The sequence below is a fragment of the Micromonospora sp. WMMD558 genome (assembly GCF_049315255.1).
GTDB lineage: Bacteria > Actinomycetota > Actinomycetes > Mycobacteriales > Micromonosporaceae > Micromonospora.
Genome location: NZ_CP186061.1, coordinates 4,137,567 through 4,159,737, shown reverse-complemented (window position 1 = coordinate 4,159,737; position 22,171 = coordinate 4,137,567). Strand labels below are relative to the sequence as shown.

Here is a 22,171-nt window from a genome sequence, read left to right as displayed (position 1 = left end):
GGTGGGCACGGTCGAGGTCGTCCTGGCGCTGGTGCTGGGGCTGATCGTCAACGAGATGACCGACCTGTCGCCGTGGCTCGGCCGCAAGCTGGTCACCTGGTCGGCCCGGCTGCACTACCCGGACGACCACGAGCGGGCGGAGATCCGCGCCGAGGAGCACGCGGCCATCATCAACGAGCGGCCCGGCAAGCTCTTCAAGCTCGGCACCGGGCTGGGGTTCCTCGCCGACGCCGTACTCACCCGGCTGCGCCGGCTCGCCGGCCGGGAGCCCGGCGGAGAGGTGGCCGACGACCTGCTGGGCGCCCGGCGGGTCCTCCCGCTGGAGGACGAACCGACCCCCGGCGTCGCCCGGTACCTGTTCCCGACCGAGCGGTACCGGGGCGAGTGGCGCCGGCACTGGATCCACCCGGTGAAGAGCGTCGGCGTCGTCGCGGTCTACGCCGTCCTCGGCGTGCTGGTCGCCCAGCAACGCGTCAACCCCCGCTACACGGGCTGGGTCATCGCCGCGGTGCTGGTGGGCGCGGTGCTGCTGACCGCGCACCGCGTCCTGGGCTGGCACCTGGGCCGGTTCGTGATCACGAACAAGCGGCTGATGTCGACCGAAGGCGTGTTCGTCCGCCGGGTGGGCATGATCCCGCTGCTGCGGGTGACCGACATGCGCTACGTCCAGTCCCCGCTCGGCCGACTGCTCAACTACGGCACCTTCCAGTTGGAGTCGGCGAGCCGGCGCAACGTCCTGCGCCGGGTGGTGGACCTGCCCAACCCCAACGAGCTCTACCTGCGCCTGGTCGAGGAGATGTACGAACCGGACGCGGTGGAGGCCCGGCTGGGCGTCGACGTGACGGACCGCGACGCCGAGGACCTGTCCGACCTGGAGCTCGCCCTCGGCCACGGGACCGGGCCGCAGTGGCACGACGGCGTCACCTCTGCGGACGCGCCCCGGCTCGACGTGGTCGACCCGGCGGCGGTACGCCGCGAGGTGGTCCTCCGGGTGGCCGATCTGACCGCCCAGCTGACGGCGCTGACCGAGGCGATCAGCCGGCTGGAGCCCCCGCCGGCCGGGCCCGCCGGGCACGGCGACCCGGACGCGTCGGTCGCCACGGAGGAGACATCTCCGGCCGGTCCCGCCGAAGCGCCGGTCACGCGGCCGGTCCTGCGTCCCCGGCGGCCCCGCGCCGACCCGCTTCCGAACACCGGCGACTGACGGACGGGTCGCGCGGGGTGAGGCCGGCCCGGAGACGCTGCGTCGTCTCCGGGCCGGCCCGTCGCTCAGAGGTCCACCCGGCCCGGGTCGGCGTCCGGCTCCGTCACGAGGCGGAGCAGGCCAGGTCGGTCGGGGCGGTGCCCGCGCCGATGCCGGTGAACCCGAAGGTGGTGCTGGCCCCGGCGGCGAGCGTGCCGTTGTACGGCTCGTTGGTCACGGTGTTCGCGCCGCCGGACGTGGTCAGCCTGCCGTTCCACAGTGCGGAGATGGCGGTGCCGATGGGGTTGGTCCAGGTGACCCGCCACGTGCTGGTCGGGCCGGTGCCGGTGTTCCTGACCGCGACCTGCCCCTGGAAGCCACCCTGCCAGGAGTTGGTCACCGTCCACGTCGCCGCGCACCCGGCGCCGCCACCGCCACCGGCCGGCGTGGTGAACGTCCGGCCCGCCGACGACGCCGACGCGTTGCCGGCGGCGTCGCGCGCCCGCACGCTGACGGTGTACGCGGTCCCGGCGGCGAGGTCGGTGGCCCGGTAGGTGGTGCCGGTGACGGTGGCGACGACGGTGGCCGGCCCGGACCCGACCGCCCGCAGCACGTCGTACCCCGTGACGCCGACGTTGTCGGTGGCGGCGGCCCAGGTCAGCGTGGCACCGGTGGCGGTCAGGTCGCTGACGGTCGGCTGCCCCGGAGCGGTCGGCGCGACGGTGTCGCTCCCGCCGCCTGCGTACCGCTCGGCCAGGCTGATGCCGGTGGTGGAGGCGGCGCCGCCCAGGCGCACCTGGTGGTCGAGGCTGACGAACCTGCCGTTGTGCTGCCACAGGACCGGCTTGAGGATCTGGTTGTACTTCGTCTCGTCCCAACTGGTCCAGTCGTCGCGCAGCAGGCCGCCGGTGTCGCCCGAGTTCGGGTTGAGACACCAGAACGTGTGGTGGATGCCGTACTCGCCCATCATGTCGCGCAGCGCCGCCATCCACCTGTCCTGCCGGGCGTCCTGGCCGAGCCGGCCGCCCCACTCGCCGACGAGCAGCGGCGCGGTCCCGTTCTCGTGGAGGTAGAGCCAGTTCGGCCGCCACACGTCGCTGATCAGGGAGTTCTTGTCGAAGTCCTGCTGGAACCAGGGCTGCTCGAACACCAGGGGCCCGTAGTCGTGCGGGGAGTAGACGAGCTGGTCCTGGTGCGCGCCGAGGTTAACCGGGTGCTCGGCGACGCCGCGAAGGTTTCCGCCCCACCAGTTGTAGTGGTAGTTGGGACTGAGGTCCGGGTCGGTGTTCGGCGAGTTCCACGTCTCACCTGCGCGCGGGTAGACCTCGATCCCCTCGCAGAGGATCAGCAGGTTCGGGTTGACGGCGAGGATCCGCCGGCCGGCCGTCTCGCAGGCGTACTTGAAGTTGTCCTGGTCGGTGCTGGAGTCCCACTTGGCGCGCGGCGGCTGGTTCGGCGTGCCGTGCGGTTCGTTCTTGATGTCCATCGCGACGATCGTGTCGTTGGTTTTGTAGCGGTCGGTGACCCATTCCCAGCCCTGGTAGAACAGTTCCGGCGTGATCGTGCCCTTCCACCACACCGGGTAGACGTGACCGGAGTTGTCGGCCTCGGCGCTGTGCACGTCGAGCATGACCTTCAGGCCGTACTTCTCGCACAGCTGCAACCAGTGGTCGAAGACCTGGAGGTTGTTCTTGCCTGCCAGCTCGGGGTTGACGTACGTGTTGACGTTCGGGACGACCGTCTGGCCGGCCTTCCACTCCAGCAGGAGCTGGGTGGAGATCGGCACCCGGACGATGTTGATGCCGCGTTCGGCCATCTGTCGGGTGATGGTCTCGATGTTGGCCGACCACAGGCCGTGGAAGACGCGCTCGGAGGCGTTGAAGCCGAACCAGTTGACCCCGGTCAACCACACCTGGTTGCCGGCCTCGTCGACGATCCGGTTGCCGTCGGTGTGCAGCCAGTCGGCGGTGGGTGCGGCGGCGACGAGGGGGGCGGGGGTGTCGGGCGCGGCGACCGCGACCGTCGCCGGGGCGGTCAGGCCGACGGCGGCGCAGGCCGCCACGATGGCGGCCCGCGTGCGTGCGCTTACAGGCATGTCCTGTCCTTCTCTGGTGGGGTGGAAGGCCGGATCGCCCGCCCGGTACGGCGATCCGAATCGATGGGAGCGCTTCCACAGAGGTTAGGGCGTTGTGCCGGCCAAGGGAAGGACGATCTCGCCGACGGTCCGGGATGGACGGCTTCGCGACCGCCCGACCGGCGCCGACCGTGCCCCCTGACCGCCGGGGCCCGCCGGCGCTCGGCGGCGGTTGATCCGGTCGGCCGTCCGGGACGTACCGGTGGAGGGGCGGGCAGCGTTCGGTACGGTACGCTACCGCCCGATCACTACGACGAATCGTCGTGGCCGGCGGCGGGCGCCGGGACGGGCGCGGGAGGTGTCGATGGCGGACGACGACGCGGAGGTCACCGCGTGGGCCCTCGCCGCGGGGCGGGGGGACCGCGACGCCGCGGCCCGGTTCGTCCGGGCGACGCAGCAGCAGGTCCGCCGCTTCCTCGGCGCGCTGGTGTCCCCCGCCGAGGCCGACGACCTGGCGCAGGAGACGTTCCTGCGGGCGGTGCGGTCGTTGCCGTCGTTCGCCGGCCGGTCCACGGCACGCACCTGGCTGCTCGCCATCGCCCGCCGGGTCGCGGTCGACCACGTCCGCGCCGCGACGGTTCGCCCACGGACGGTGCCCATGTCCGACTTCTACGACGCCCCGGACCCGGCACGCAGCGGGTTCGACCGGCAGGTGGCCCTGGAGCAGCTCGTCGCGGCGCTGCCGGCCGAGCGACGGGAGGCGTTCGTCGCCACCCAGATCCTCGGCCTGTCCTACGGCGAGGCGGCGGAGGTGTGCGACTGCCCGGTCGGCACCATCCGCTCCCGGGTGGCACGGGCCCGCGAGGACCTGGTGGCCGCAGCCGAAGGCCGGCCGGGCGCGCGCCGGGGCGGCGGCACGGCCGGCTGAACGCGGCTCTGGGCCGTCCCGACGGTGGGAGTCCCCGGGCGGCGTCCGGAAAGTGCCGGGAACCGTCGCCGCCGCCGGTCCGACTACCGGTACATGGGGTGTGAGCAGTGGCGCGAGGTGCTGTCGGCGCAGCTCGACGGCGAGGAGACGCCGGCCGAGCGGGCGGCGGCCGAGGCGCATCTGAGTGGCTGTGGTGACTGCCGGTCGTGGTTCGACCGGGCCGCGGCGGTGACGCGGCGGGCCCGACTGTCGGTGCCGCTGCCCGGCACGGATCTCACCGACGCGGTCCTGGCCGCCCTACCCGCGCCCGCTCCCCGCCGGCGGCGGGGCCGCCTCGTGCTCGGCCTGCGGGCGGTGCTGGGTCTGATCGGCGCACTCCAGCTGCTGCTCGGGCTGGTGCAGATCGGTCGCGGCGCGGCCGGCGCGCACGTCCACACCGCCGGTACGGTGGGCGCGGGGCACCTGTGGCACGAGTCGGCGGCGTGGAACGTCGCGGTGGGCGCCGGTTTCCTGTTCGTCGCGGCCCGCCGTACTCCCCCGACCGGCCTGGTGCCGATGCTGAGCGCCTTCGTCGGCACGTTGCTCCTGCTGTCGGTCAACGATCTCGTGCTCGGGCGGGTGGACGGCAGCCGGCTGGTCAGCCACGCGTTCCTCCTCGCCGGGTACGCCGTCGTCGTCGCCCTGTCCCGCCCCCGCCTGCGTCCCGGCGGCCCGGCCCGACGCGGACGCGGCGGCGACGGACCGCGCTGGCGTCTCGACGCCGACGAGCCGGCCGAGGTCCCGCGGCTGCGGCTCGTCCCGCCGCCGTACCCGGGATCCGCTCACCTCCCCGACCGCCGTGCGGCGTGATCATTATCGGACACAAGATCGGCTAGTCCGGGGCGCGCTGCACGGCCTCCCGGTCTGGGCGCTGCGGCTCGGCGTCCCGCTCGTCGTCGCCCTCGGTTGGCCGCTGCCCTGGTTCGGCGGCACCCTCGTCGCGTTCCTCGTGGTGGACGCCGTCCTGGGCGTCGTCGCCCGACGGCACGGACGTCCCCTGCCCGTGGGGTCCGACGTCGACTGACTGTGCCCTCCGGCGGCACGGATGAGGCGATTCGGCGGCCGGCTCCCGGCGGGGCCGGCCGCCGACCCTTCCCTTCCGTGGCGAAATCCGTCAGGCTTAGCTCCAATCATCGAAGGTTTTCGACATTGGAGGTGCTGGATGGGTAAGCGGTGGACCGGCCTGCTCGCGACCGCGCTGCTGACGCTCGGCGTGCTGCTGCCGGCAGCGCCGGCGGCGGCCGCACCGACGTTCAAGGTGCCCTTCCCGTGCGGCCAGTCCTGGTCCGGGCAGACCCGCACCAACCACAGCCCGGCGTACGCGGTGGACTTCAACCGGACCGACGACCTCGGCGACCCGGTGGTGGCCAGCGCACCCGGCACCGTCGACCGGGTGACCGACCTCGGCGGCACCAGCTACGGCAAGTACGTCCGGATCAACCACGGCAACGGTTACAGCACCTACTACGCGCACCTCAACGGCTTCAACGTCTCGGTCGGACAGACCGTCGGCTACGGCAAGGTCATCGGCTGGGTCGGCAGCACCGGCGGCTCCACCGGCCCGCACCTGCACTACGAGCAGCGGCTCAACGGCAGCGACATCCAGGTCCGCTTCAACGGGACCCTGGCCCTCTACTGGGGCACGAAGACGTACACCAGCGACAACGGCTGCGGCGGCGGCACCGCGACCGGCACCGTCAACACCAGCGGCACCCCGCTGACGGTCCGTTCCGGCCCCGGCACCGGGTACGACGCGGTCGGCACCGTCGCCGACGGCGCCACCGTCACCATCCGGTGCCAGACCAGCGGCACCACCGTCACCGGCACGTACGGCACCAGCTCCATCTGGGACCGGATCGGCGCCGGCCGGTACATCGCCGACGCGTACGTCTACACCGGCCACGACGGGTACATCCCGAACGTGCCGCGTTGCTGACGAAAGCGGTTAGGAAGGGTCCCTTGTACAACGCCAGGCGTTAACAGGGGGCCCTTCCTTTCCGTCAGGCTCCCACCTTGGTGTAGCCGCGTAGGAGGTCGCGGGCGATGATCAGGCGCTGCATCTCGTCGGTGCCCTCGAAGATGCGGTAGAGGCGCACCTGCCGGTACCAGCGTTCGATCGGCAGTTCCCGGGTGTAGCCCATGCCGCCGTGGATCTGGAGCACCCGGTCCACCACCCGGTTGACCATCCCCGCGCCGTACAGCTTCGCCATGGAGGAGGCGTGCCGGGGGTCGAGACCGGCGTCGACCGTCCACGCGGCGCGCAGCACCAGCCAGCGGGCCGCCTCCAGCTCGGTCTCGGAGTCGGCGATCATCCACTGGATCGCCTGGTTGGTGCCGATCTTCGCGCCGAACGTCTCGCGCGTGTTGGCGTACTCGATGGCCATCTGCAGCGCCCGCTCGGCGATGCCGAGCGCGTGCGACGGGATGGTGTAACGGCCCTTGCCGATCCACTCCATGCCGAGCGTGAAGCCCTGGCCGACGTCGCCGAGGATGTTGCGGTGCGGCACGCGTACGGCGTCGAAGACCAGCGACGCCGGCCCGCCCTCGCCCATGGTCTGGATGAACTCCGACCGCCAGCCCATCGCCCGGTCCACCAGGAACGCGGTGGCACCGCCGTTGCGGGCGCCCCGGTCCGGGTCCGTCACCGCCACGACGATCGCGAAGTCGGCGTCGTTGCCGTTGGTGATGAAGGTCTTCTCGCCGTCGAGGATCCAGTCGTCACCGTCGCGCCGCGCGCGCAGCTTGATGTTCGCCGCGTCCGAGCCGGCACCCGGCTCGGTGATGGCGAAGCAGGAGACCCGCTCCCCCTCGATGGTCGGGACGAGGAACTCCTTCTTCTGCTCCTCGCTGGCGTGGAAGAGGATGTTGTCCGCCTCCCCGCCGAAACGGAACGGCACGAACGACCGGCCCAGCTCGGTCCAGATCAGCGCCTGGGTGACCGCGGGCAGGTCCATCCCGCCGTACTCCTCCGGGGTGGCCAGCCCCCAGAAGCCGAACCGACGCGCCTTGAGCTGCAGCTCCCGCAGCTCGCTGCGTTCCAGGCCGGGCTGGTGGGCCCGCTCACGGCGCAGCACCTCCTGCTCCAGCGGCATCACCTCCCGGCGGATGAAGTCGCGGGCGGTGTCCCGGATGGCCCGCTGCTCGTCCGAGAGCGCGAAGTCCATGTCCCCTCCTGGTCCTCTGTGGTGCGCGTACGGTCGTAAGCCCTGGTCTAGAAGGCGTTGACGCCGGTGAGCGCCCGGCCGATGAGCAGTTGCTGGATCTGACTGGTGCCCTCGTAGAGGGTGGCGACGCGGGCGTCGCGCAGGTACTTGCCGACCGGGTACTCGTCGATGTAGCCGTACCCGCCGAACACCTGGATCGCGTCGTTGGCCGCGCGGACGGCGGCCTCGCTGGCGAACAGCTTGGCCATCGACGCCTCGGTGGCGAACGGCTCGCCCCGGTCGATCAGGTCGGCGACCCGCCAGACGAGCAGGCGCGCGGCGGCGGTGTCGACCGCGATGCCGGCGAGGAGCTGCTGCACGAGCTGGTGCCCGGCGATGGGCTTGCCGAACTGGGTGCGCTGGCCGGCGTAGCCGACGGCGGCGTCCAGGCAGCCCTGCGCGATGCCGACGCACCCGGCGGCGACGGACATCCGCCCCTTGGCGAGGGTGGCGAGCGCCAGCCGGAAGCCGCCGCCCTCGTCCCCGAGGCGGGCGGTGTCGGGGACCCGGACCTCGTCGAGGACGAGTTCCGCGGTGGCCTGCCCGCGCAGGCCGAGCTTGCCGTGGATCTCCCGACGGGTGAGGCCGGGGGTGCCGGTCGGCAGCAGGAACGCCGTGATCCCGCGGTGTCCGGGGCCGCCGGTACGGGCGAAGAGGAGCGCGACGTCGGCGGTGGTGCCGTTGGTGATGAACGTCTTCCGGCCGGTGATCAGCCAGGTGTCGCCGTCGCGGACCGCTCGCGTGGTCAGGGCGGCGGCATCCGAGCCGCTGTCCGGCTCGGTCAACGCGAAGCAGCCCAGCGCGGCGCCGGAGCAGAGTGCGGGCAGCCACCGCTGCCGCTGCTCGGGCGTGCCGTGCGCGGCGATCGACTTGGCGACCAGCCCGAGCGAGACCGAGACGATGCCGCGTACGGCGGAGTCGCCGCGCCCGAGCTCTTCGAGGACCAGGCAGTACGAGAGGTGGTCCCCGCCGGATCCGCCGTGCTCCTCGGGGATGGTCAGCCCGAGGAAGCCGACCTCGCCGAGCTTGCCGACGATGCCGCGGTCGACCGACTCGCGGCGGTCCCACGTGACGGCGTGCGGCACCACCTCACGGTCGACGAAGTCGGCGGCCAGCCGGCGGACCGCCGCCTGCTCGGCGGAGAGGTGAAGGTCCATGCACGGTAAACTAGCGGTGCAAGTTTTCGGCTGTCCAGACCTGGGTGTGGCAAAGTCCCCGGCGGACCACCGAGCAGAGGAGGACGGACATGCCCCGGCCGCGGCAGGCGCTGCTCACCCGGCAGCGGATCGTCGAGGCCGCCGCCGCGCTGATCGACGCCGAGGGGCTGGCGGCGTTCTCCACCCGCCGTCTCGCCGCCGAGCTCGGGGTACGCGGACCCTCGCTGTACAACCACTTCGCCACGAAGGACGAGATCCTCGACGCCGTCGCCGACAGCGTCACCGGCCAGGTGGACGTGTCGTTCTTCGGCCACGTCGACTGGCGGGAGGCGCTGCGCCGCTGGGGGCACTCCTACCGGGCCGCGCTGGCGGCCCACCCGCACATCGTGCCGTACCTCGCCCAGGGCCCGGGCCGGCGGCACGCCGCCCTGGCCATGGCCGACGCCGTGTACGGAGGGCTGGTCGAGGCGGGGTGGCCGCCGGCCCGGGCCACCCACATCGGCGCACTCATGCGGTACTTCGTGGCCGGCTCGGCGCTCGGCTCGTTCGCCCGCGGCTTCGTCGAGGACCCGTCGGTCTACGCCGACCAGTATCCGCACCTCACCCAGGCCCACCGCCTCGCCGAGCACCAGCAGCAGGTCGACGAGGGCGCCTTCGGCCTCGGCCTGGACGCGCTGATCGACGGCCTGTCCCGCACGTACGAGCGGACCGTGGGGCCACTTCCGCCTCTCCCGCCGGCCGCCGAACCGTACTAGAGTCGAAACTTGCACTGCTAGTTTTGGGCGACGTGAGGGGCTTGATGGATCTCGCACGGACCGACATCTACCTCGACGGCCACTGGGTCACGGCGTCCCCCGGACCGACCATCGAGGTCCACAACCCGACGACCGAGCAGGTCGTCGCGACCGTACCGGCCGGCACGCCGGCCGACGTGGACCGGGCCGTCGCCGCCGCCCGGGCCGCCTTCGACGGCTGGGCCGCCACCGCGCCGGCCGACCGCGCGGCCCGCCTCGACCGGCTGCACGCCGCCCTGACCGCCCGCGCCGACGAGATCGCCCGGACCGTCGCGCTGGAGCTGGGCACCCCGCTCAAGGTGGCCACCCGGGTGCAGGCCGGCCTGCCGCTGACCGTGCTGCGCAGCTACGTCGACCTGGCCGGGCACCCGCCGGCGCCGGCGACCGTCGGCAACTCCCTCGTCGTCCGGGAACCGGTCGGCGTGGTCGGCGCCATCACCCCGTGGAACTACCCGCTGCACCAGGTCATGGCCAAGCTCGCGCCCGCGCTCGCCGCCGGGTGCACGGTGGTGCTCAAGCCCAGCGAGCTGACGCCGCTGACGGCGTACCTGCTCTTCGACGCGATCGACGAGGCCGGCTTCCCACCCGGCGTGGTCAACCTTGTCCCCGGCACCGGCCCGGTGGTCGGTGAGGCCATCGCCGCGCACCCGGACGTCGACATGGTCTCGTTCACCGGCTCCACCGCAACCGGCCGGCGCATCGCGCACCTGGCCGCCGACCGGATCGCCCGGGTCGCCCTGGAGCTGGGCGGCAAGTCGGCCAACGTGATCCTCGACGACGCGGACCTGGCGACCGCGGTGAAGGTCGGCGTCGGCAACGCGTTCCTCAACTCCGGTCAGACCTGCACGGCGTGGACGCGGATGCTGGTGCACCGCGACCGGTACGACGAGGCGCTCGCGCTGGCGGCGAAGGCCGCCGACGGCTACCGGCTCGGCGATCCCTCTGACCCGGCCACCCGGCTCGGCCCGCTCGTCTCGGCGGCGCAGCGGGACCGGGTCCGCGACCATGTCGCCCGGGGCCTGGCCGACGGGGGTCGCCTCGTCGCCGGCGGACCGGACGCGCCCCTGCCCGAGCGGGGCTGGTTCGTCGCCCCCACGGTGATCGCGGACGTCGACCCGGACAGCGCGCTCGCCCAGGAGGAGGTCTTCGGACCGGTCCTGGCCGTCATCCCGGTCGACGACGACGAGCACGCCGTCGCGGTCGCCAACAACTCGCGGTACGGCCTGGCCGGCGCCGTCTGGTCCGGCGACGAGGAGCGGGCCCTCGCGGTGGCCCGGCGGATGCGCACCGGCGCGGTCGACGTCAACGGCGCCCCGTTCAACCCGCTCGCCCCGTTCGGCGGCTACAAGCAGTCCGGCCTCGGCCGGGAGCTGGGCACCTACGGGCTGGAGGAGTTCCTGCAGACCAAGGCGATCCAGCGATGAGGGCGCTGGTCGTGCGGGAGGTCGGCGGCACGCCGCGCGTCGAGCAGGTCGAGCCGCCGGCCCTGGCCCCCGGGCGGGTACGCGTCGACGTCCGCGCCGCCGGCGTGTGCCACTCCGACCTGTCCATGGTGGACGGCACCCTGAAGCCGCCGTACCCGCTGGTGCTCGGGCACGAGGCGGCCGGCGTGGTGGTCGAGGTCGGCGACGGCGTACGCCGCGTGGCCCCGGGCGACCACGTCGTGCTGAACTGGGCCCCGCCCTGCCGCGACTGCTGGCACTGCGGGCACGGGGAGCCGTGGCTGTGCGACCGGTCCGGCGGACCGGCCGTGCCCGGCGGCCGGACGTCGTCCGGGGAGCCGCTGCACGTCACCCTCGGCCTGGGCGCCCTCGCCGAGCAGGTGGTGGTGCCGGAGCAGGCGGTGATCCGGGTGCCGGCCGAGCTGCCCTTCGAGGCGGCGGCGCTGCTGGGCTGCGCCGTGCTGACCGGCGTCGGCGCGGTACACCGCACGGCGGGCGTGGCCCCGGGCGACTCGGTGGCCGTGATCGGTCTCGGCGGGGTCGGCCTGTCGGCGGTCTCCGCCGCCCGGGCGGCCGGCGCCGATCCGGTCGTCGCGGTGGACGTGTCGCCCGCCAAGGCGGAGCTGGCCCGGGCGGCCGGCGCCACCGACTTCCTCCTCGGCGACGAGACGCTCAGCCGGGCGATCCGCGGCCTGACCGGCGGGCGCGGCGTCGACCACGCGCTGGAGTGCGTCGGACGCGGCACCACCATCCGCGCCGCCTGGCGGGCCGCCCGCCGGGGCGGCCAGGTGATCGTGGTGGGCATGGGGTCGAACGACGACGTCGTCGGCCTCAGCGCCCTGGACATCTTCCACTCGGCACGGACGCTGCGGTCCTCGGTATACGGCTCCTCCGACCCGGACCGGGACGTCCCCGAGCTGGCCCGGGCGGTGCTCGACGACACGCTGGACCTCGCCCCCCTGATCTCCGACCGGGTCACCCTGGACGGCGCCCCGGCGGCGTTCGACCGGATGGCCCGCGGCGAGGGCGCCCGGACGGTGGTGCTGTTCGACTAGGTCGACGATGGCGCATTCGTCGTCGTCATCGAGCGGCTCGGTCCCCCCGGATCCGGCGAGCACCCCGTGCTTGGTCGCGAGAGTGCGGATCTCCTCCCACGACATGCGGGCCATCTGGACGGGGTCGCCGGTCGCGGGTGCTGCGTCGGCGAGGTGGGAACCGGGCTGGCTGGCGATGAGCATGCATACGCCGGGCGGGAGGTCGATGGCGGCAAGCTGATCAACTAGCAGGCGGGAGGGGTCAATCTGCTGGCCGGTACGCCGGCCCAGGACCCGGTCGACATGGTCGAGACCGTCGATGATGAGAAGCCCGCTCTGCCCGGGCCGCGCTTCGCGGCATGCCTGGACTGCGATGGCGAGCTGCGAGTTGTTCGCACCGCCAGGATTTGCCGACACCGGGTTCGCCGGTAACGACGACGCGGCCGCCAGCGGGGGCGCGATGACCCGGTAACTAGCGGGTCGCGGCGCGGGCGGCGGTGTCGATGAGGTCCGCCACCGGGCCGGGTTGGGAGACGGCCACGGCGTGGGACGCGTCGATCTCGACCGTCGTGGATCCGGCCCGTTCGGCCATGAAGCGCTGCGCCGCCAACGGGATGGTCAGGTCCTGGCTGGTGATCATGGTCCAGGATGGGATGGTCTTCCAGGCGGCCCTGGTCGCCGTCTCCTCCAGGGCGGACGCCGCGATGGGCCGCTGGGTGGCCGCCATCAGTTCGGTGATATCCGGGGCGACGTCGGCGGCGAACACGTGCCGGAACTTGTCCTGCTGGATGTACAGGTCGGTGCCAGTGCCGCCGCCCGGCAGGGGCAGCGGCACGGGGTGGAGGGCTGCGCCGAGCTCGGCTCCGGGGAACTTGGCCGCCAACTCGCCCGTGCTCTCGCCGACGTCCGGGCTGAAACTGGCGACGTACACCAGGGCCTGGACGCCCTGGGCGCCGTCGGCAGCCTCGCTCATCACCGATCCGCCGTACGAATGGCCGGCGATCACGACCGGCTCGGACCGGCTGTCCAGGACGGCACGCAGGTAGTCGGCGTCCTCCTTGAGGCCGCGCAGCGGGTTGGCGACGGCGATGACCGGGTAGCCCCGACGCTTGAGGGACCTGACCACCTCGTTCCAGCTCGACGACTCTGCGAATGCGCCGTGGACCAGCAGGATGGTGGGAAATTCTGCTTGTCGAGCTGACCTGTCAGGACCGGCGTCCATCGGCACTCCTTTCGTGGTCCGCCGCCGTCGCTGCGCGCGTGCTGGCGGGAAGCGGCCGCGCCGAGAGGACGGCGGTTCGCTGGTGGGCCGGGTACTGGGCCGCACGGAGACCGCCAACATGCAACATGTAGCACGAAGGAGGCTGCCGGCGGCCAGCATCCAGAAAGGCCGGGCGTGGTTGCTGGTCGGGGTGGCTGCCGCGGACACCCCTTCCGAAGTGGGTGCTAGGGTCGAAGCAACTAGCTTCTAGTTCAGAAGAAGCTGGGCCGCCCGGCGCGGCCGCCCGATCAGCGGAGACTTTCCCGGTAGCCCGTTCGCCGGCCTGCGATACCGCTTCGAGGACTACGACGACCGTCAGATCCGTCGGCTCCGGATCGCACCCTGATCATGTCCCGGCGTACTGGCTGCGGCGCGTGACGTGGCCACCAGATACGCCGAACGCGCATCTCTACCGGGCCAGCCTGGTCCTGATCGCGGCCATCATCTGGCTTCCGTGACCGACACCGGCTGCCCTATACGGCCACCCGGCGTGAGCCGACGAACCAGGCATCCGATCCCACATCAATCGGTTCATCGATCCTTGGCTGCACGATCGCGGCGATCTCTACCGTCAACGGCCACATGTCCATGACCCAACCCTCAGGCGTCACGTCAACGTGTGCGCGCAGTGGCCCCACGACCTCTGGTGGCAGGTCCCAGGACCGCTCCAGCAAGCCGTCCGCACCGAACGTCTCCACCATGTTGACCACGACCACGGCTGAACTCTAGTTACAGCTCACGTCACCTGACTCCATGATCGGCAGGACACGCCCTAGGCGGCCGCGTCGCGTTCGGCTGCGCGGATGGCATCGTCGGTGACCCGGAGCATGCCGAGCAGCAGGGCGAGCGCCAGCGTACCCATGATGGCGAACACCGCACGGAGGCCGAACATCTCGGCCAGCAGACCGCCGGTGGCGGCGCCGAACGGCAAGGTGCCCCAGGCGATCAGCCGGTAGCCGCTGTTGACCCGCCCGAGGAGACGGTCCGGGGTGATCCGCTGGCGCAGCGACACCGTGATCACGTTCCAGGCGGCGAGCAGGATCCCACCGCCGAAGTAGACCGCGCCCAGCGCGAACGGGTCGGTGATCAGCGCCGGCGCGCCGACGACCACGGCCATGGCGACCACCGACACGCCGAGCGCGCGGGCCCGGCCGAGCCTGCGCTCGATCCACCCGGCGAGGAGCGATCCGAGCACGATGCCGGCGGCGACGGTGGTCAGGAAGATCCCGTACCCGGGCTCGGTGAGCCCCATCGCCGAGTCCGGGCCGACCGCGTGGAGCACCAGCACCCCGAAGATGGCGTTCGTGGCGAAGTTGCCGCCACCGACCATCATGGCCAGCGTCCGCAGGAGCCGGTGCCGCCACAGGAACCGCAGCCCCTCCGCGATGTCGGACCGTAGGGTGCTCGGCGCGTCCCGCTCGACCCGGAACCGACCGCTCACGAAGAGCAGCGCGGCGACGGCGAGGGCCCAGAGCCCCGCCGGCCCGGCCAGGGCGAGGGCCGCCCCACCGGCCACCAGGAAGCCCGCCAGCGGTGGGCCGATGAACTGGTTGGCCGTCAGTTCGGCGGCGTGCAGCCGCCCGTTCGCCCGGGGCAGCAGCTCGCGCGGGACGACCTGCGGCAGGATCGACTGGGCCGAGGTGTCGTAGAGGGTTTCGGCGGCGCCGACGCCGAACGCCACCGCGTAGAGCAGCCAGATCGAGCCGGTGTCGAAGGCCACCGCCAGTGCCAGTGCCCCGAGAAGCGCCGCGCGCAGTGTGTTGGCGGCCAGCATCGCCCGGCGCCGGTCCAGCCGGTCGACGAGCGCACCGGCCGGCAGCGCGAAGAGCAGCCACGGCAGGCTGAACGCCGCCGCCACCCCGGCGACCAGCGCCGGCGAGTCGGTGTAGCCGATGGCGACCAGCGGCAGGGCGATCTTGACGATGCCGTCGGCGAGGTTCGACACCGCCGACGCCGACCAGAGCCGCCAGTAGTTGCCGCCCAGCCCGGCCGGGGCGGGGCCGGGCACCGCCGCCGGATCCGTGCGTAGTGGTTCCCCGACCCCCGTCATGTGACCGAGGATGGCAGAACTGCCGCGCCCTGTCTGTCCCGGTGCCGGATGCTCACCGCAGCCAGCCGAGGAAGCGTCGGTGCAGCACCCCCGCCGGCACCCACGTCAGGTCGTTCGAGGCGCGCACCAGTTGGGCACCGAGGTAGAGAGCCAGGGATATCGGAGCGCCGTCGAACTCCGCGCGCAGCTCCCGCTGCCGGCTCCGGCAGGGCCAGGGCGCGTCGCAGCCGCCGCACGTCCAGATCGGCAGCACCGGGCCGTGCGTCGTCATGCGCGGCCTCCGAGCAACGCCGCCGTCAGCGACCGCGCCCGCCGGCTGGTCGCCCAGTCCACCTGCCAGCACGGGTACGGCGCGAGCCGCGCCCACCACGCCCGACAGCCGATGCACATCCCATCGAGGCCACGCAGATGCACGGCCAGGATGCCCTTCTCCTGGTCCCTCACCGCTCCTCCCCCGGCCAATGCGCACCACTGATCGGAATGCGATGCCGGACGCGGCAAGGCAGCTCAGCGCCACAGCGGCAGACCCATCGCCACCGCCTCCAGGACCACACCGGCCGGTGCCGTCGCGCCAAGGTCATCGCGGCTGCGACCAGGTACTCCGCGTAGGACACCCGACGCATCGTCGCGGGCGGATTCCGTTTCATCCGGTCCGCCTGTTCAGCTCGCGCCGACCGGGCCGACGGGTTGGAACTCCACAGATGAACGCCATGCCAGCACCGTCCCGCTGAGCGCGGGTCGGCGGCCATGTCGGCCGGTCATGTCACGGTGACATGACCCTTCTCGACCCGCCCCGATTCCCGGCCTAGGCTCCCGGGCAGACACCTTGAGTAATCACTTGGCGACGCGCGGGAGCTGACGTGCTGATCGATCCCCTTCGGATCCCAGCGGACGTATGGTCCGACAGGGTCGTCTGTGAGTCGCTGAGCAGACGGGACATCGGGGGGTTGTTTCGCAGACTCAGTCGACTAACCGGCGCGAGTCAGACCCGGATCGGCGCTGCCGTCGGCTTGGAGCAAGGCTATGTCAGTCGCGTCGTGGCCGGCCGGAAGATCAGCTCCATTGAGGTGCTCGAACGGATAGCCACGGGACTTGAGATGCCCGACGAGTCTCGGGTGGCGCTGGGCCTGGCACCGACGCGGTGGCCATGTCACCACGACATGGCTCGCACTGCGGAGCAGCGGCAGAGTGACACCCCGGTCGACCGATGCTGGCGCGACGACCTGCGCGCCGCTGTACGGCTGTGGGAAGGCGACGTGAACCGCAGAGACATGGTCCGCCAGACGGCTTTCGCCTCGGCGAGTTACACCCTCCCCGCGCTGCGCTGGTTCACCGCACCGTCCGGGCCGCCGGTCAACACGTCCGGCCGTCGCGCCGTCGGTCAACCCGACATCGACACCATCCGTGAGATGTCCGCGACCTACCGCCGGCTCGACAACCACTACGGCGGCGGTCATGCCCGCGACACCGTGGCACGCTATCTCCACCAGGAGGTCACTCCGCTGCTGACCGACGGCCAGTACGACTCGACAACAGGGCGCAGCTTGCTCAGCGCGACCGCCGAGCTGACCCAGCTCGCGGGATGGCAGGCGTACGACGTGGCAGAGCACGGCACCGCCCAGCGCTACCTGACCCTGGCCCTGGACCTCGCCCGCGCCGCCGACGATGCCGGCCTCGGCGCGGAGATCCTGGCCGCGATGAGCCACCAGGCTACCTACCTCGGCCATGCCGCCATCGGCATCGACCTCGCCCGCGCCGCGAGACAGGCCGCCCGACGTGTCGGGCTGGCAGCCCTGACCGCCGAAGCGTACGCGACGGAAGCCCACGCCCATGCAACGGCCCGCGACGAGAAGGCCTGTGCGACCGCCCTGCACCATGCCGAACGAACCCTCGACCGAGCCGATCGCAGCGGCAACCCGCAGTGGCTGGGCTACTTCGACGAGGCCTACCTTTCCGCGAAGTTCGCCCACTGCTTCCATGCCCTGGGCAAGGCGTCGCTCTCTGAACGCTTCGCCAGCCGGTCGCTCAAGATGGACGAGCGTTACGTCCGCGGCAAAGCGTTCAACCTCGCTCTGCTCGCGTCCGTGCAGGCGCAACGAGGAGAGCCGGAACGCGCCTGCGCGATCGGCACGGAAGCACTGACGCTCACCGCCCAACTTCGCTCGTCGCGAGCCGTCCGCTACGTACGGGACCTCCAAGCCCGGCTCACGCCACACCGGACTCGACCCGTCGTACGACAGTTCATCGCGCGAGTCGACACCGCCCTCGGCACCCGGCGGTGATCACTACAGCTCGCCGCGCGCCTCCCGGGCGATTAGCTCCAGCACCGCGATCACTGTGCCCGCGCCGGCGATTTCACCGCTGTACACCAGCTCACGCGCCTCGACGAGCGGAATCCAGGCGACCTGCTCCGCTTCGTTGACATCCGTCGGCGCCCCGATGTGCTTCGCGCTCCGCGACAGAAACAGCAGATTCTCCGCGTCGGCCGAGCCGACCCACGGCTGGAAGGTCAACAACGGCTCGACATCACCTGGGCGCCAACCGGTCTCCTCCTCGACCTCCCGGGCCGCACAGACCGCCGGCTCTTCCTCGTCGTCGACGTAGCCGCCGGGCAACTCCCACACCCAGCGGTCAAAGACGAAGCGGTGTCGTCGCATCAGAAGCAAGCGTTGGCGATCATCAAGAACAGCGACCATCGCCGAACGGGGCGCACGGATCACGTACTGCTCGAACCGGACGCCATCTGGCAACTCCACCGACGCGATGCTCAACCGCGCCCGCCGGGTGTCATCCACCACCCGCTCGCCGTGGATCGTCCACCGGGTCAACTTCGCCATCCGGCCAGTATCGAGGCCCACAGGTTGCCACACCAACCTCCCGTCCAGAGCTGGTTTGCTGGTTCGGTGGCCCGCTCAGGGCCGCAAGCTCACCGCCTCACCGAGACGGCGCTCGACGGACAACCCCTCACCCGGCTCAATTCGCCTGCGCAGACGCACCAGCGAGGTCGGCGCGGGTGAGCAGCGCTCGCAGGTCGATGCCCTCCGCCGCCAGCGCCTCCGCACCGCCTTCCTGGCGGTCGATCACGCAGACGGCGGCGTCGACGTGAGCACCGAGACGGCGAAGCTCCCTCGCCGAGAGCACCACCTGACCGCCGGAGGTCACCACGTCCTCCACGACGAGCACCTGCCGTCCAGCCACCTCCGCCCCCTCGGCCAGCCGGGCGGTGCCGTACGCCTTCGCCGCCTTGCGCACGAAGGCGCAGGGCAACCCGGTGTGCCGCCCGAGCGCGGTCACCACGGCGATACCGCCCATCTCCAGGCCGGCCAGCACCTCCGTGCCGGCGGGCACCAGCGCGGCCATCTGTTCGGCCAGGGCGTCCAGCAGGATCGGGTCCGCCTCGAACTGGTACTTGTCGAAGTACTCGCTGGCGGTGCGCCCTGACCGTAGTACGAACTCCCCCGTCAGGCGGGACTTCTGGCTGACCTGACGCGCTAGATCATCGAGCTTCACCGGAAGATCGTGACACGGTCGGTCCTGCCGGAAGAACTAGCCCAGTACGCGGGCCAGTTCGGTGCGGGAGCGGACGCCCAGCCGGTGGAAGATGTTGCGCAGGTGGTGGTCGACGGTGCGGGTGGACAGGAACAGCTGGGTGGCGACCTCCCGGTTGGTGGCGCCGGAGGCGACCAGGTGCGCGATGCGCAACTGCTGACCGGTGAGCAACTTCGCCGCCGCCCGGGCCGGCGCGCCGACGGACTCCCCCGCCGCCCGCAGTTCCGCGGTGGCCTGTTCCGCCCACGTGCCCGCTCCGAGCAGGGTGAACGCCTGGCGGGCGCGGTGCAGGTGGGGCCGGGCGTCGCGGGGTCGCCGGCTGTGACGCAGTTCCCGGCCGAAGAGTAGTTCGGTCCGGGCTCGCTCGAAGGTCGCGGAGTCGGCCGGGTGCAGCCGCAGCGCCCTTCGGAACTGCTCCTCCGCCTCGGCGCTGCCGCGCGGCGCCAGCAGCGCGTGGCACCGTGCGGACAGGGCCCGGCGGGACGGGCTGGCCGTACTGCCGGCCCAGCGGTCGAAGACGGCGAGCGCGGCGCGGGCCTGCGGATGGTGGCCGACGTGGGCGGCGGCCTCCACCAGGTGGGGCGTGGCCATCACCTGGACGAGGACCTGGCCACGGCCGGTGCCGGGACGTGCCAGCGAGGTGAGGCGGTCGGCGGCGTCGGCGTACCGGCCGTCGGCCAGGTCGAGCACCGCCAGCGCCCACCGGGTGAGGGCGTACGGGCGGCTGCCGGGCGCGGCGGTGTCGCCGATCTCGGCGACGTGTCGCAGACTGGTGTCCCGGTCGTCCCGCAGGGCGGCGAGAACGGCCAGCAGGCCCAGGTGCACGGCGGCGCAGGTGTGCTGACCGCTGGCCCGGGCCACGCGCAGCCCTTCCCGGCAGCTGTCCGCCGCGGCGTCGTGCCGGCCCAGCCAGTACTCCGTCATCGCCCGCAGCTCCAGGGCTCGGGGCAGCTGGGACAGGTCCCCGGCGGCGCGGGCCAGGTCGACGGCGCGGTCGGCCAGCCGGTGTGCCGCGGCGTCCACGGCCACCAGCAGGCCGGCCACCGCCGCGCCGGTCAGCGCGGTCGGCGTGAGCGCGTCCCCGGTGAGCCGTCCACCGAGGACGACGGCGCGGCGCAGCAGTGGTCCGCCCTGCTCGTGCTCGCCGCGCAGGGTGGCGGCCACCCCGGCGATGAGCGCGGTCATGAGTTCCGCCCCCGGTGGGTGGCCGTCGCGGTGCAGCGCGGACATCCGGCGCGCCACGTCGGCGTAGCGGTAGTGGTCGCCCGAGAAGCAGATGGCTTCGCCGGCGCGGACGAGACCGAGCAGGGCCTCGGCGCGGTCGGTGGCGGCGATCGCCTCGGTAGCGGCCAGCAGGGTGGTGACCGCGGCGGCCGGGGCGTCGCACCGTAGCTGCAGCTCGCCGCGCAGCAGGCCGGCCGCGGCGGTCACGACCGGGTGGGCCGGGGTGGACGGCAGCCGGCGGAGCACCTGCCGGGCCGTGTCGGGGTCGCCGCCCCGCCAGGCGTACCGGGCTGCGGTGACCAGGCGGGCGGCCGCCTGGACCGGATCGTCGCTGAGGTCCGCCGCGTGCCGCAGGGCCGCCGCGGCGGTCGCCCAGCCGTCCCCGCCGTCGGCCGCCGCCGTTTCGAGTTCCGCGGCGAGCCGCGGGTCGGGGCCGTCCGCGACCGCGGCGAGGTGCAGGGCCCGCCGCAGCCGCCGGCCGTCGAGCGCCCTGGCCAGCAGCAGGTGGGCCGCGCGCCGTTCGGCGAACGGGACGACGACCTGCACCATCGTCCGGGCCAGCGGACTGGGGAAGGTCACGCCGGCCGGGCCGGTACGGACCAGGCCGGCGGCTTCGGCCGGTGCGAGGGCGTCGACGGTCGTGCCGGCCGCCCGGGTGGCCCGGACCAGGGTGGCGGGGTCATCGTCCCCGTCGAGGGCGGCCAGGAGCAGCACCTGCCGGCTGTCCGGGGGCAGGCGGTCCAGCCGGGCACGGTACGCGGAGCCCAGCGCGCCGCCCGCCGGTGGTGCGGCGGGCAGCGGCTCCTCGCCCTGCCTCTGGCCGGGGGTGAGCACGTCGACGAGGTCCGCGAGGGCCTGCGGGTTTCCGCCACCGACCGTCGCCAGCACGGCGGTCACCGGCGCCGGCAGTCCGGGGCACCGGTCGGCGAGTGCCGCCCGGCTGTTCCGCTCGTCGAGTGGGCGGAGCCGGTGAGCGGGGATGCCGCCGGCTGCGGCGTCGGTGTCGGCGGCGAGCAGGAGGGTGACCGGCAGGCGGTGCAGGCGGCGGGCGACGACGGCCAGCGTCTCGGCGGTCTGCCGGTCGCCGGAGTCGACGTCGTCCACCGTGCACAGCAGCGGACGGTCGCGCGCGGCGGCGGCGAGCAGGCCGAGCACGGCCATGGACAGGGCCAGCCGCTCGTCGGCCGGACACCCGCCGCCGGCCAGGGCGCGCCGCAGCACCCGCCGCTGCCGCTCCGGCAGCGTGGCGGCCCGGTCGAGGACGGGATCGAGGAGGCGCTGCAACCCGGCGTACGGCAGGGTGGCCTCGTCGGCGAGCCCGGCGGCGGTGAGGACGGCCCGGTCCCCGGCGTGGTGCCGGGCGTACGCCAGCAGCGCACTGCGCCCCGACCCCGGCTCACCGTGGACCAGCAGCGCTCCCCCATCCGGGCCGTCGAGCAGCCGCCGGATCGCCCGGCACTCGTGGTCCCGACCGCGCAGCACGGTTATTTGCACTGTCGATGCAGTAACCATGCATCCAGTTTTACCAATCGGTAACCGCTCGGAAAAGAGCGTCGTGCCGGTCAGTCGGCGACGGCCGCCAGCAGGGCGCCCACCGTGCGCGCCATCACCGCCCTGGCCTGGTCCACGCCGAGCCCCAGGCCGTCGCGCAGCATCGACCAGGTCCCCCACGTGCTCACCGCCACGACGGCGTTCACCACCTGCTCGCGGCCCGCGCCGGCCCGGTCCAGCTCGACGGCGAACAGCGCCTCGACCTCGTCGCGGACCCGGTCGATGTGCTTGAGCCGGTTGCGGTGCAGCTGCGCGGACAGCGGTTCCCGCATCTGGGCGGCGCGCGCCGAGGGCGCGATGAGCTGGAGCAGCTTGGCCCGCTGCCGGCTGTACGCGTCGACCCGCTTGGCCAGTGGTAGCTCGGTCGAGATCGGCCGCCACGCGGCGTCCTGCTGCCGGAGCACCTCTTCACCGCTCGCCTCGAAGAGGGTCTCCATGTCCTTGAAGTTGGTCCAGAGCGTGCGCAGCGAGATGCCGGCGCGCTCGGCGATGCGCTCCCCGGTCGGCCGCAGGTCACCCTCGGAGATCAGGGCGAGGTGCGCCTCGACGATCGCGGCCCGGGTGCGTTCGGCCCGGGCCGTACGCCCGTCGACCCGGCCCGGCGCCTCGGCCCCGCCCATTCCCGCCCGCCTCCTTCACCGCGGCCTGGTCTCGCCCGCACGCCGAGTGTAGACGTGCGGTT

General features: G+C 72.8%; 21 protein-coding genes. 8 read left to right on the top strand and 13 right to left on the bottom strand.

Annotated elements, in window-relative coordinates; all coding sequences use genetic code 11:
* Position 1: 1 nt before the first annotated feature.
* Positions 2-1,204, top strand: a complete 1,203-nt coding sequence (locus tag ACN26Y_RS19845; RefSeq protein ID WP_422733245.1) for a PH domain-containing protein — start codon at positions 2-4, stop codon at positions 1,202-1,204.
* Positions 1,205-1,307: 103 nt separating this feature from the next.
* Here ACN26Y_RS19845 and ACN26Y_RS19840 read toward each other — a convergent pair whose 3' ends face one another.
* Complete coding sequence (locus tag ACN26Y_RS19840; protein WP_422733244.1) at positions 1,308-3,278, bottom strand: cellulase family glycosylhydrolase; 1,971 nt, start codon at positions 3,276-3,278, stop codon at positions 1,308-1,310.
* A gap of 343 nt (positions 3,279-3,621) precedes the next feature.
* Here ACN26Y_RS19840 and ACN26Y_RS19835 point away from each other — a divergent pair, with 343 nt between their 5' ends.
* Together ACN26Y_RS19835 and ACN26Y_RS19830 are read left to right on the top strand one after the other, a co-directional pair.
* A complete protein-coding gene (locus ACN26Y_RS19835; RefSeq protein ID WP_366600482.1) occupies positions 3,622-4,185 on the top strand; it encodes a sigma-70 family RNA polymerase sigma factor in 564 nt (187 codons plus the stop codon).
* Positions 4,186-4,278: 93 nt separating this feature from the next.
* Positions 4,279-5,034, top strand: a complete 756-nt coding sequence (locus ACN26Y_RS19830) for a zf-HC2 domain-containing protein (protein WP_155331719.1) — start codon at positions 4,279-4,281, stop codon at positions 5,032-5,034.
* Between the two features lie 22 nt (positions 5,035-5,056).
* Here ACN26Y_RS19830 and ACN26Y_RS19825 read toward each other — a convergent pair whose 3' ends face one another.
* Complete coding sequence (locus ACN26Y_RS19825; protein WP_155331718.1) at positions 5,057-5,212, bottom strand: hypothetical protein; 156 nt, start codon at positions 5,210-5,212, stop codon at positions 5,057-5,059.
* 174 nt (positions 5,213-5,386) lie between these two features.
* Between ACN26Y_RS19825 and ACN26Y_RS19820 the strand changes: the two genes are divergently transcribed.
* Complete coding sequence (locus tag ACN26Y_RS19820) at positions 5,387-6,160, top strand: M23 family metallopeptidase (protein ID WP_155331717.1); 774 nt, start codon at positions 5,387-5,389, stop codon at positions 6,158-6,160.
* A 64-nt stretch (positions 6,161-6,224) separates the two neighbouring features.
* On the opposite strand, the gene ACN26Y_RS19815 is transcribed toward ACN26Y_RS19820, so the two are convergent.
* A complete protein-coding gene (locus ACN26Y_RS19815) occupies positions 6,225-7,388 on the bottom strand; it encodes an acyl-CoA dehydrogenase family protein (RefSeq protein WP_155331716.1) in 1,164 nt (387 codons plus the stop codon).
* A 47-nt stretch (positions 7,389-7,435) separates the two neighbouring features.
* Positions 7,436-8,584 (bottom strand): acyl-CoA dehydrogenase family protein, encoded by a 1,149-nt coding sequence (locus ACN26Y_RS19810; RefSeq protein ID WP_422733243.1) that lies wholly within the window; start codon positions 8,582-8,584, stop codon positions 7,436-7,438.
* Between the two features lie 89 nt (positions 8,585-8,673).
* Between ACN26Y_RS19810 and ACN26Y_RS19805 the strand changes: the two genes are divergently transcribed.
* Genes ACN26Y_RS19805 through ACN26Y_RS19795 form a run of 3 tightly spaced genes read left to right on the top strand, consistent with a single transcriptional unit; the run spans position 8,674 to position 11,875 of the window.
* Complete coding sequence (locus ACN26Y_RS19805) at positions 8,674-9,339, top strand: TetR/AcrR family transcriptional regulator (RefSeq protein WP_155331714.1); 666 nt, start codon at positions 8,674-8,676, stop codon at positions 9,337-9,339.
* A 44-nt stretch (positions 9,340-9,383) separates the two neighbouring features.
* Complete coding sequence (locus ACN26Y_RS19800; protein ID WP_155331713.1) at positions 9,384-10,802, top strand: aldehyde dehydrogenase family protein; 1,419 nt, start codon at positions 9,384-9,386, stop codon at positions 10,800-10,802.
* Complete coding sequence (locus ACN26Y_RS19795; RefSeq protein ID WP_155331712.1) at positions 10,799-11,875, top strand: alcohol dehydrogenase catalytic domain-containing protein; 1,077 nt, start codon at positions 10,799-10,801, stop codon at positions 11,873-11,875. Before ACN26Y_RS19800 ends, ACN26Y_RS19795 begins: the two co-directional genes overlap by 4 nt.
* A 451-nt stretch (positions 11,876-12,326) precedes the next feature.
* On the opposite strand, the gene ACN26Y_RS19790 is transcribed toward ACN26Y_RS19795, so the two are convergent.
* The 5 genes from ACN26Y_RS19790 to ACN26Y_RS19770 form a co-directional block, all read right to left on the bottom strand.
* Positions 12,327-13,076 carry an alpha/beta fold hydrolase gene (locus ACN26Y_RS19790; RefSeq protein ID WP_422733242.1) on the bottom strand — a complete coding sequence of 250 codons (750 nt, stop codon included), beginning with the start codon at positions 13,074-13,076 and terminating at the stop codon, positions 12,327-12,329.
* A 512-nt stretch (positions 13,077-13,588) separates the two neighbouring features.
* Complete coding sequence (locus tag ACN26Y_RS19785; RefSeq protein ID WP_422733241.1) at positions 13,589-13,831, bottom strand: hypothetical protein; 243 nt, start codon at positions 13,829-13,831, stop codon at positions 13,589-13,591.
* 56 nt (positions 13,832-13,887) lie between these two features.
* Entirely contained in the window at positions 13,888-15,165 is a 1,278-nt protein-coding gene (locus ACN26Y_RS19780; RefSeq protein WP_422733240.1) for an MFS transporter, read from the bottom strand.
* A gap of 52 nt (positions 15,166-15,217) precedes the next feature.
* Positions 15,218-15,436 (bottom strand): hypothetical protein, encoded by a 219-nt coding sequence (locus ACN26Y_RS19775; RefSeq protein ID WP_422733239.1) that lies wholly within the window; start codon positions 15,434-15,436, stop codon positions 15,218-15,220.
* Positions 15,433-15,609: a hypothetical protein gene (locus ACN26Y_RS19770; RefSeq protein ID WP_422733238.1), complete on the bottom strand. Its 177-nt coding sequence runs from the start codon at positions 15,607-15,609 to the stop codon at positions 15,433-15,435. The genes ACN26Y_RS19775 and ACN26Y_RS19770 overlap by 4 nt, the downstream gene beginning before the upstream one ends.
* Positions 15,610-16,025: 416 nt before the next feature.
* Here ACN26Y_RS19770 and ACN26Y_RS19765 point away from each other — a divergent pair, with 416 nt between their 5' ends.
* Complete coding sequence (locus ACN26Y_RS19765) at positions 16,026-17,447, top strand: helix-turn-helix domain-containing protein (protein WP_422733237.1); 1,422 nt, start codon at positions 16,026-16,028, stop codon at positions 17,445-17,447.
* A gap of 3 nt (positions 17,448-17,450) precedes the next feature.
* Here the strand turns inward: ACN26Y_RS19765 and ACN26Y_RS19760 are convergent, their stop codons facing one another.
* The 4 genes from ACN26Y_RS19760 to ACN26Y_RS19745 all read right to left on the bottom strand — a co-directional run bounded on the left by ACN26Y_RS19760 (position 17,451) and on the right by ACN26Y_RS19745 (position 22,109).
* Positions 17,451-18,002 (bottom strand): NUDIX hydrolase, encoded by a 552-nt coding sequence (locus ACN26Y_RS19760; RefSeq protein WP_422733236.1) that lies wholly within the window; start codon positions 18,000-18,002, stop codon positions 17,451-17,453.
* A gap of 136 nt (positions 18,003-18,138) precedes the next feature.
* Positions 18,139-18,675, bottom strand: a complete 537-nt coding sequence (locus ACN26Y_RS19755; protein WP_422733235.1) for an orotate phosphoribosyltransferase — start codon at positions 18,673-18,675, stop codon at positions 18,139-18,141.
* A 36-nt stretch (positions 18,676-18,711) separates the two neighbouring features.
* On the bottom strand, positions 18,712-21,420 hold the full coding sequence (locus ACN26Y_RS19750) for an AAA family ATPase (protein ID WP_422733234.1): 2,709 nt from the start codon (positions 21,418-21,420) through the stop codon (positions 18,712-18,714).
* Between the two features lie 80 nt (positions 21,421-21,500).
* A complete protein-coding gene (locus ACN26Y_RS19745; protein ID WP_155331705.1) occupies positions 21,501-22,109 on the bottom strand; it encodes a TetR/AcrR family transcriptional regulator in 609 nt (202 codons plus the stop codon).
* Positions 22,110-22,171 lie beyond the last annotated feature (62 nt).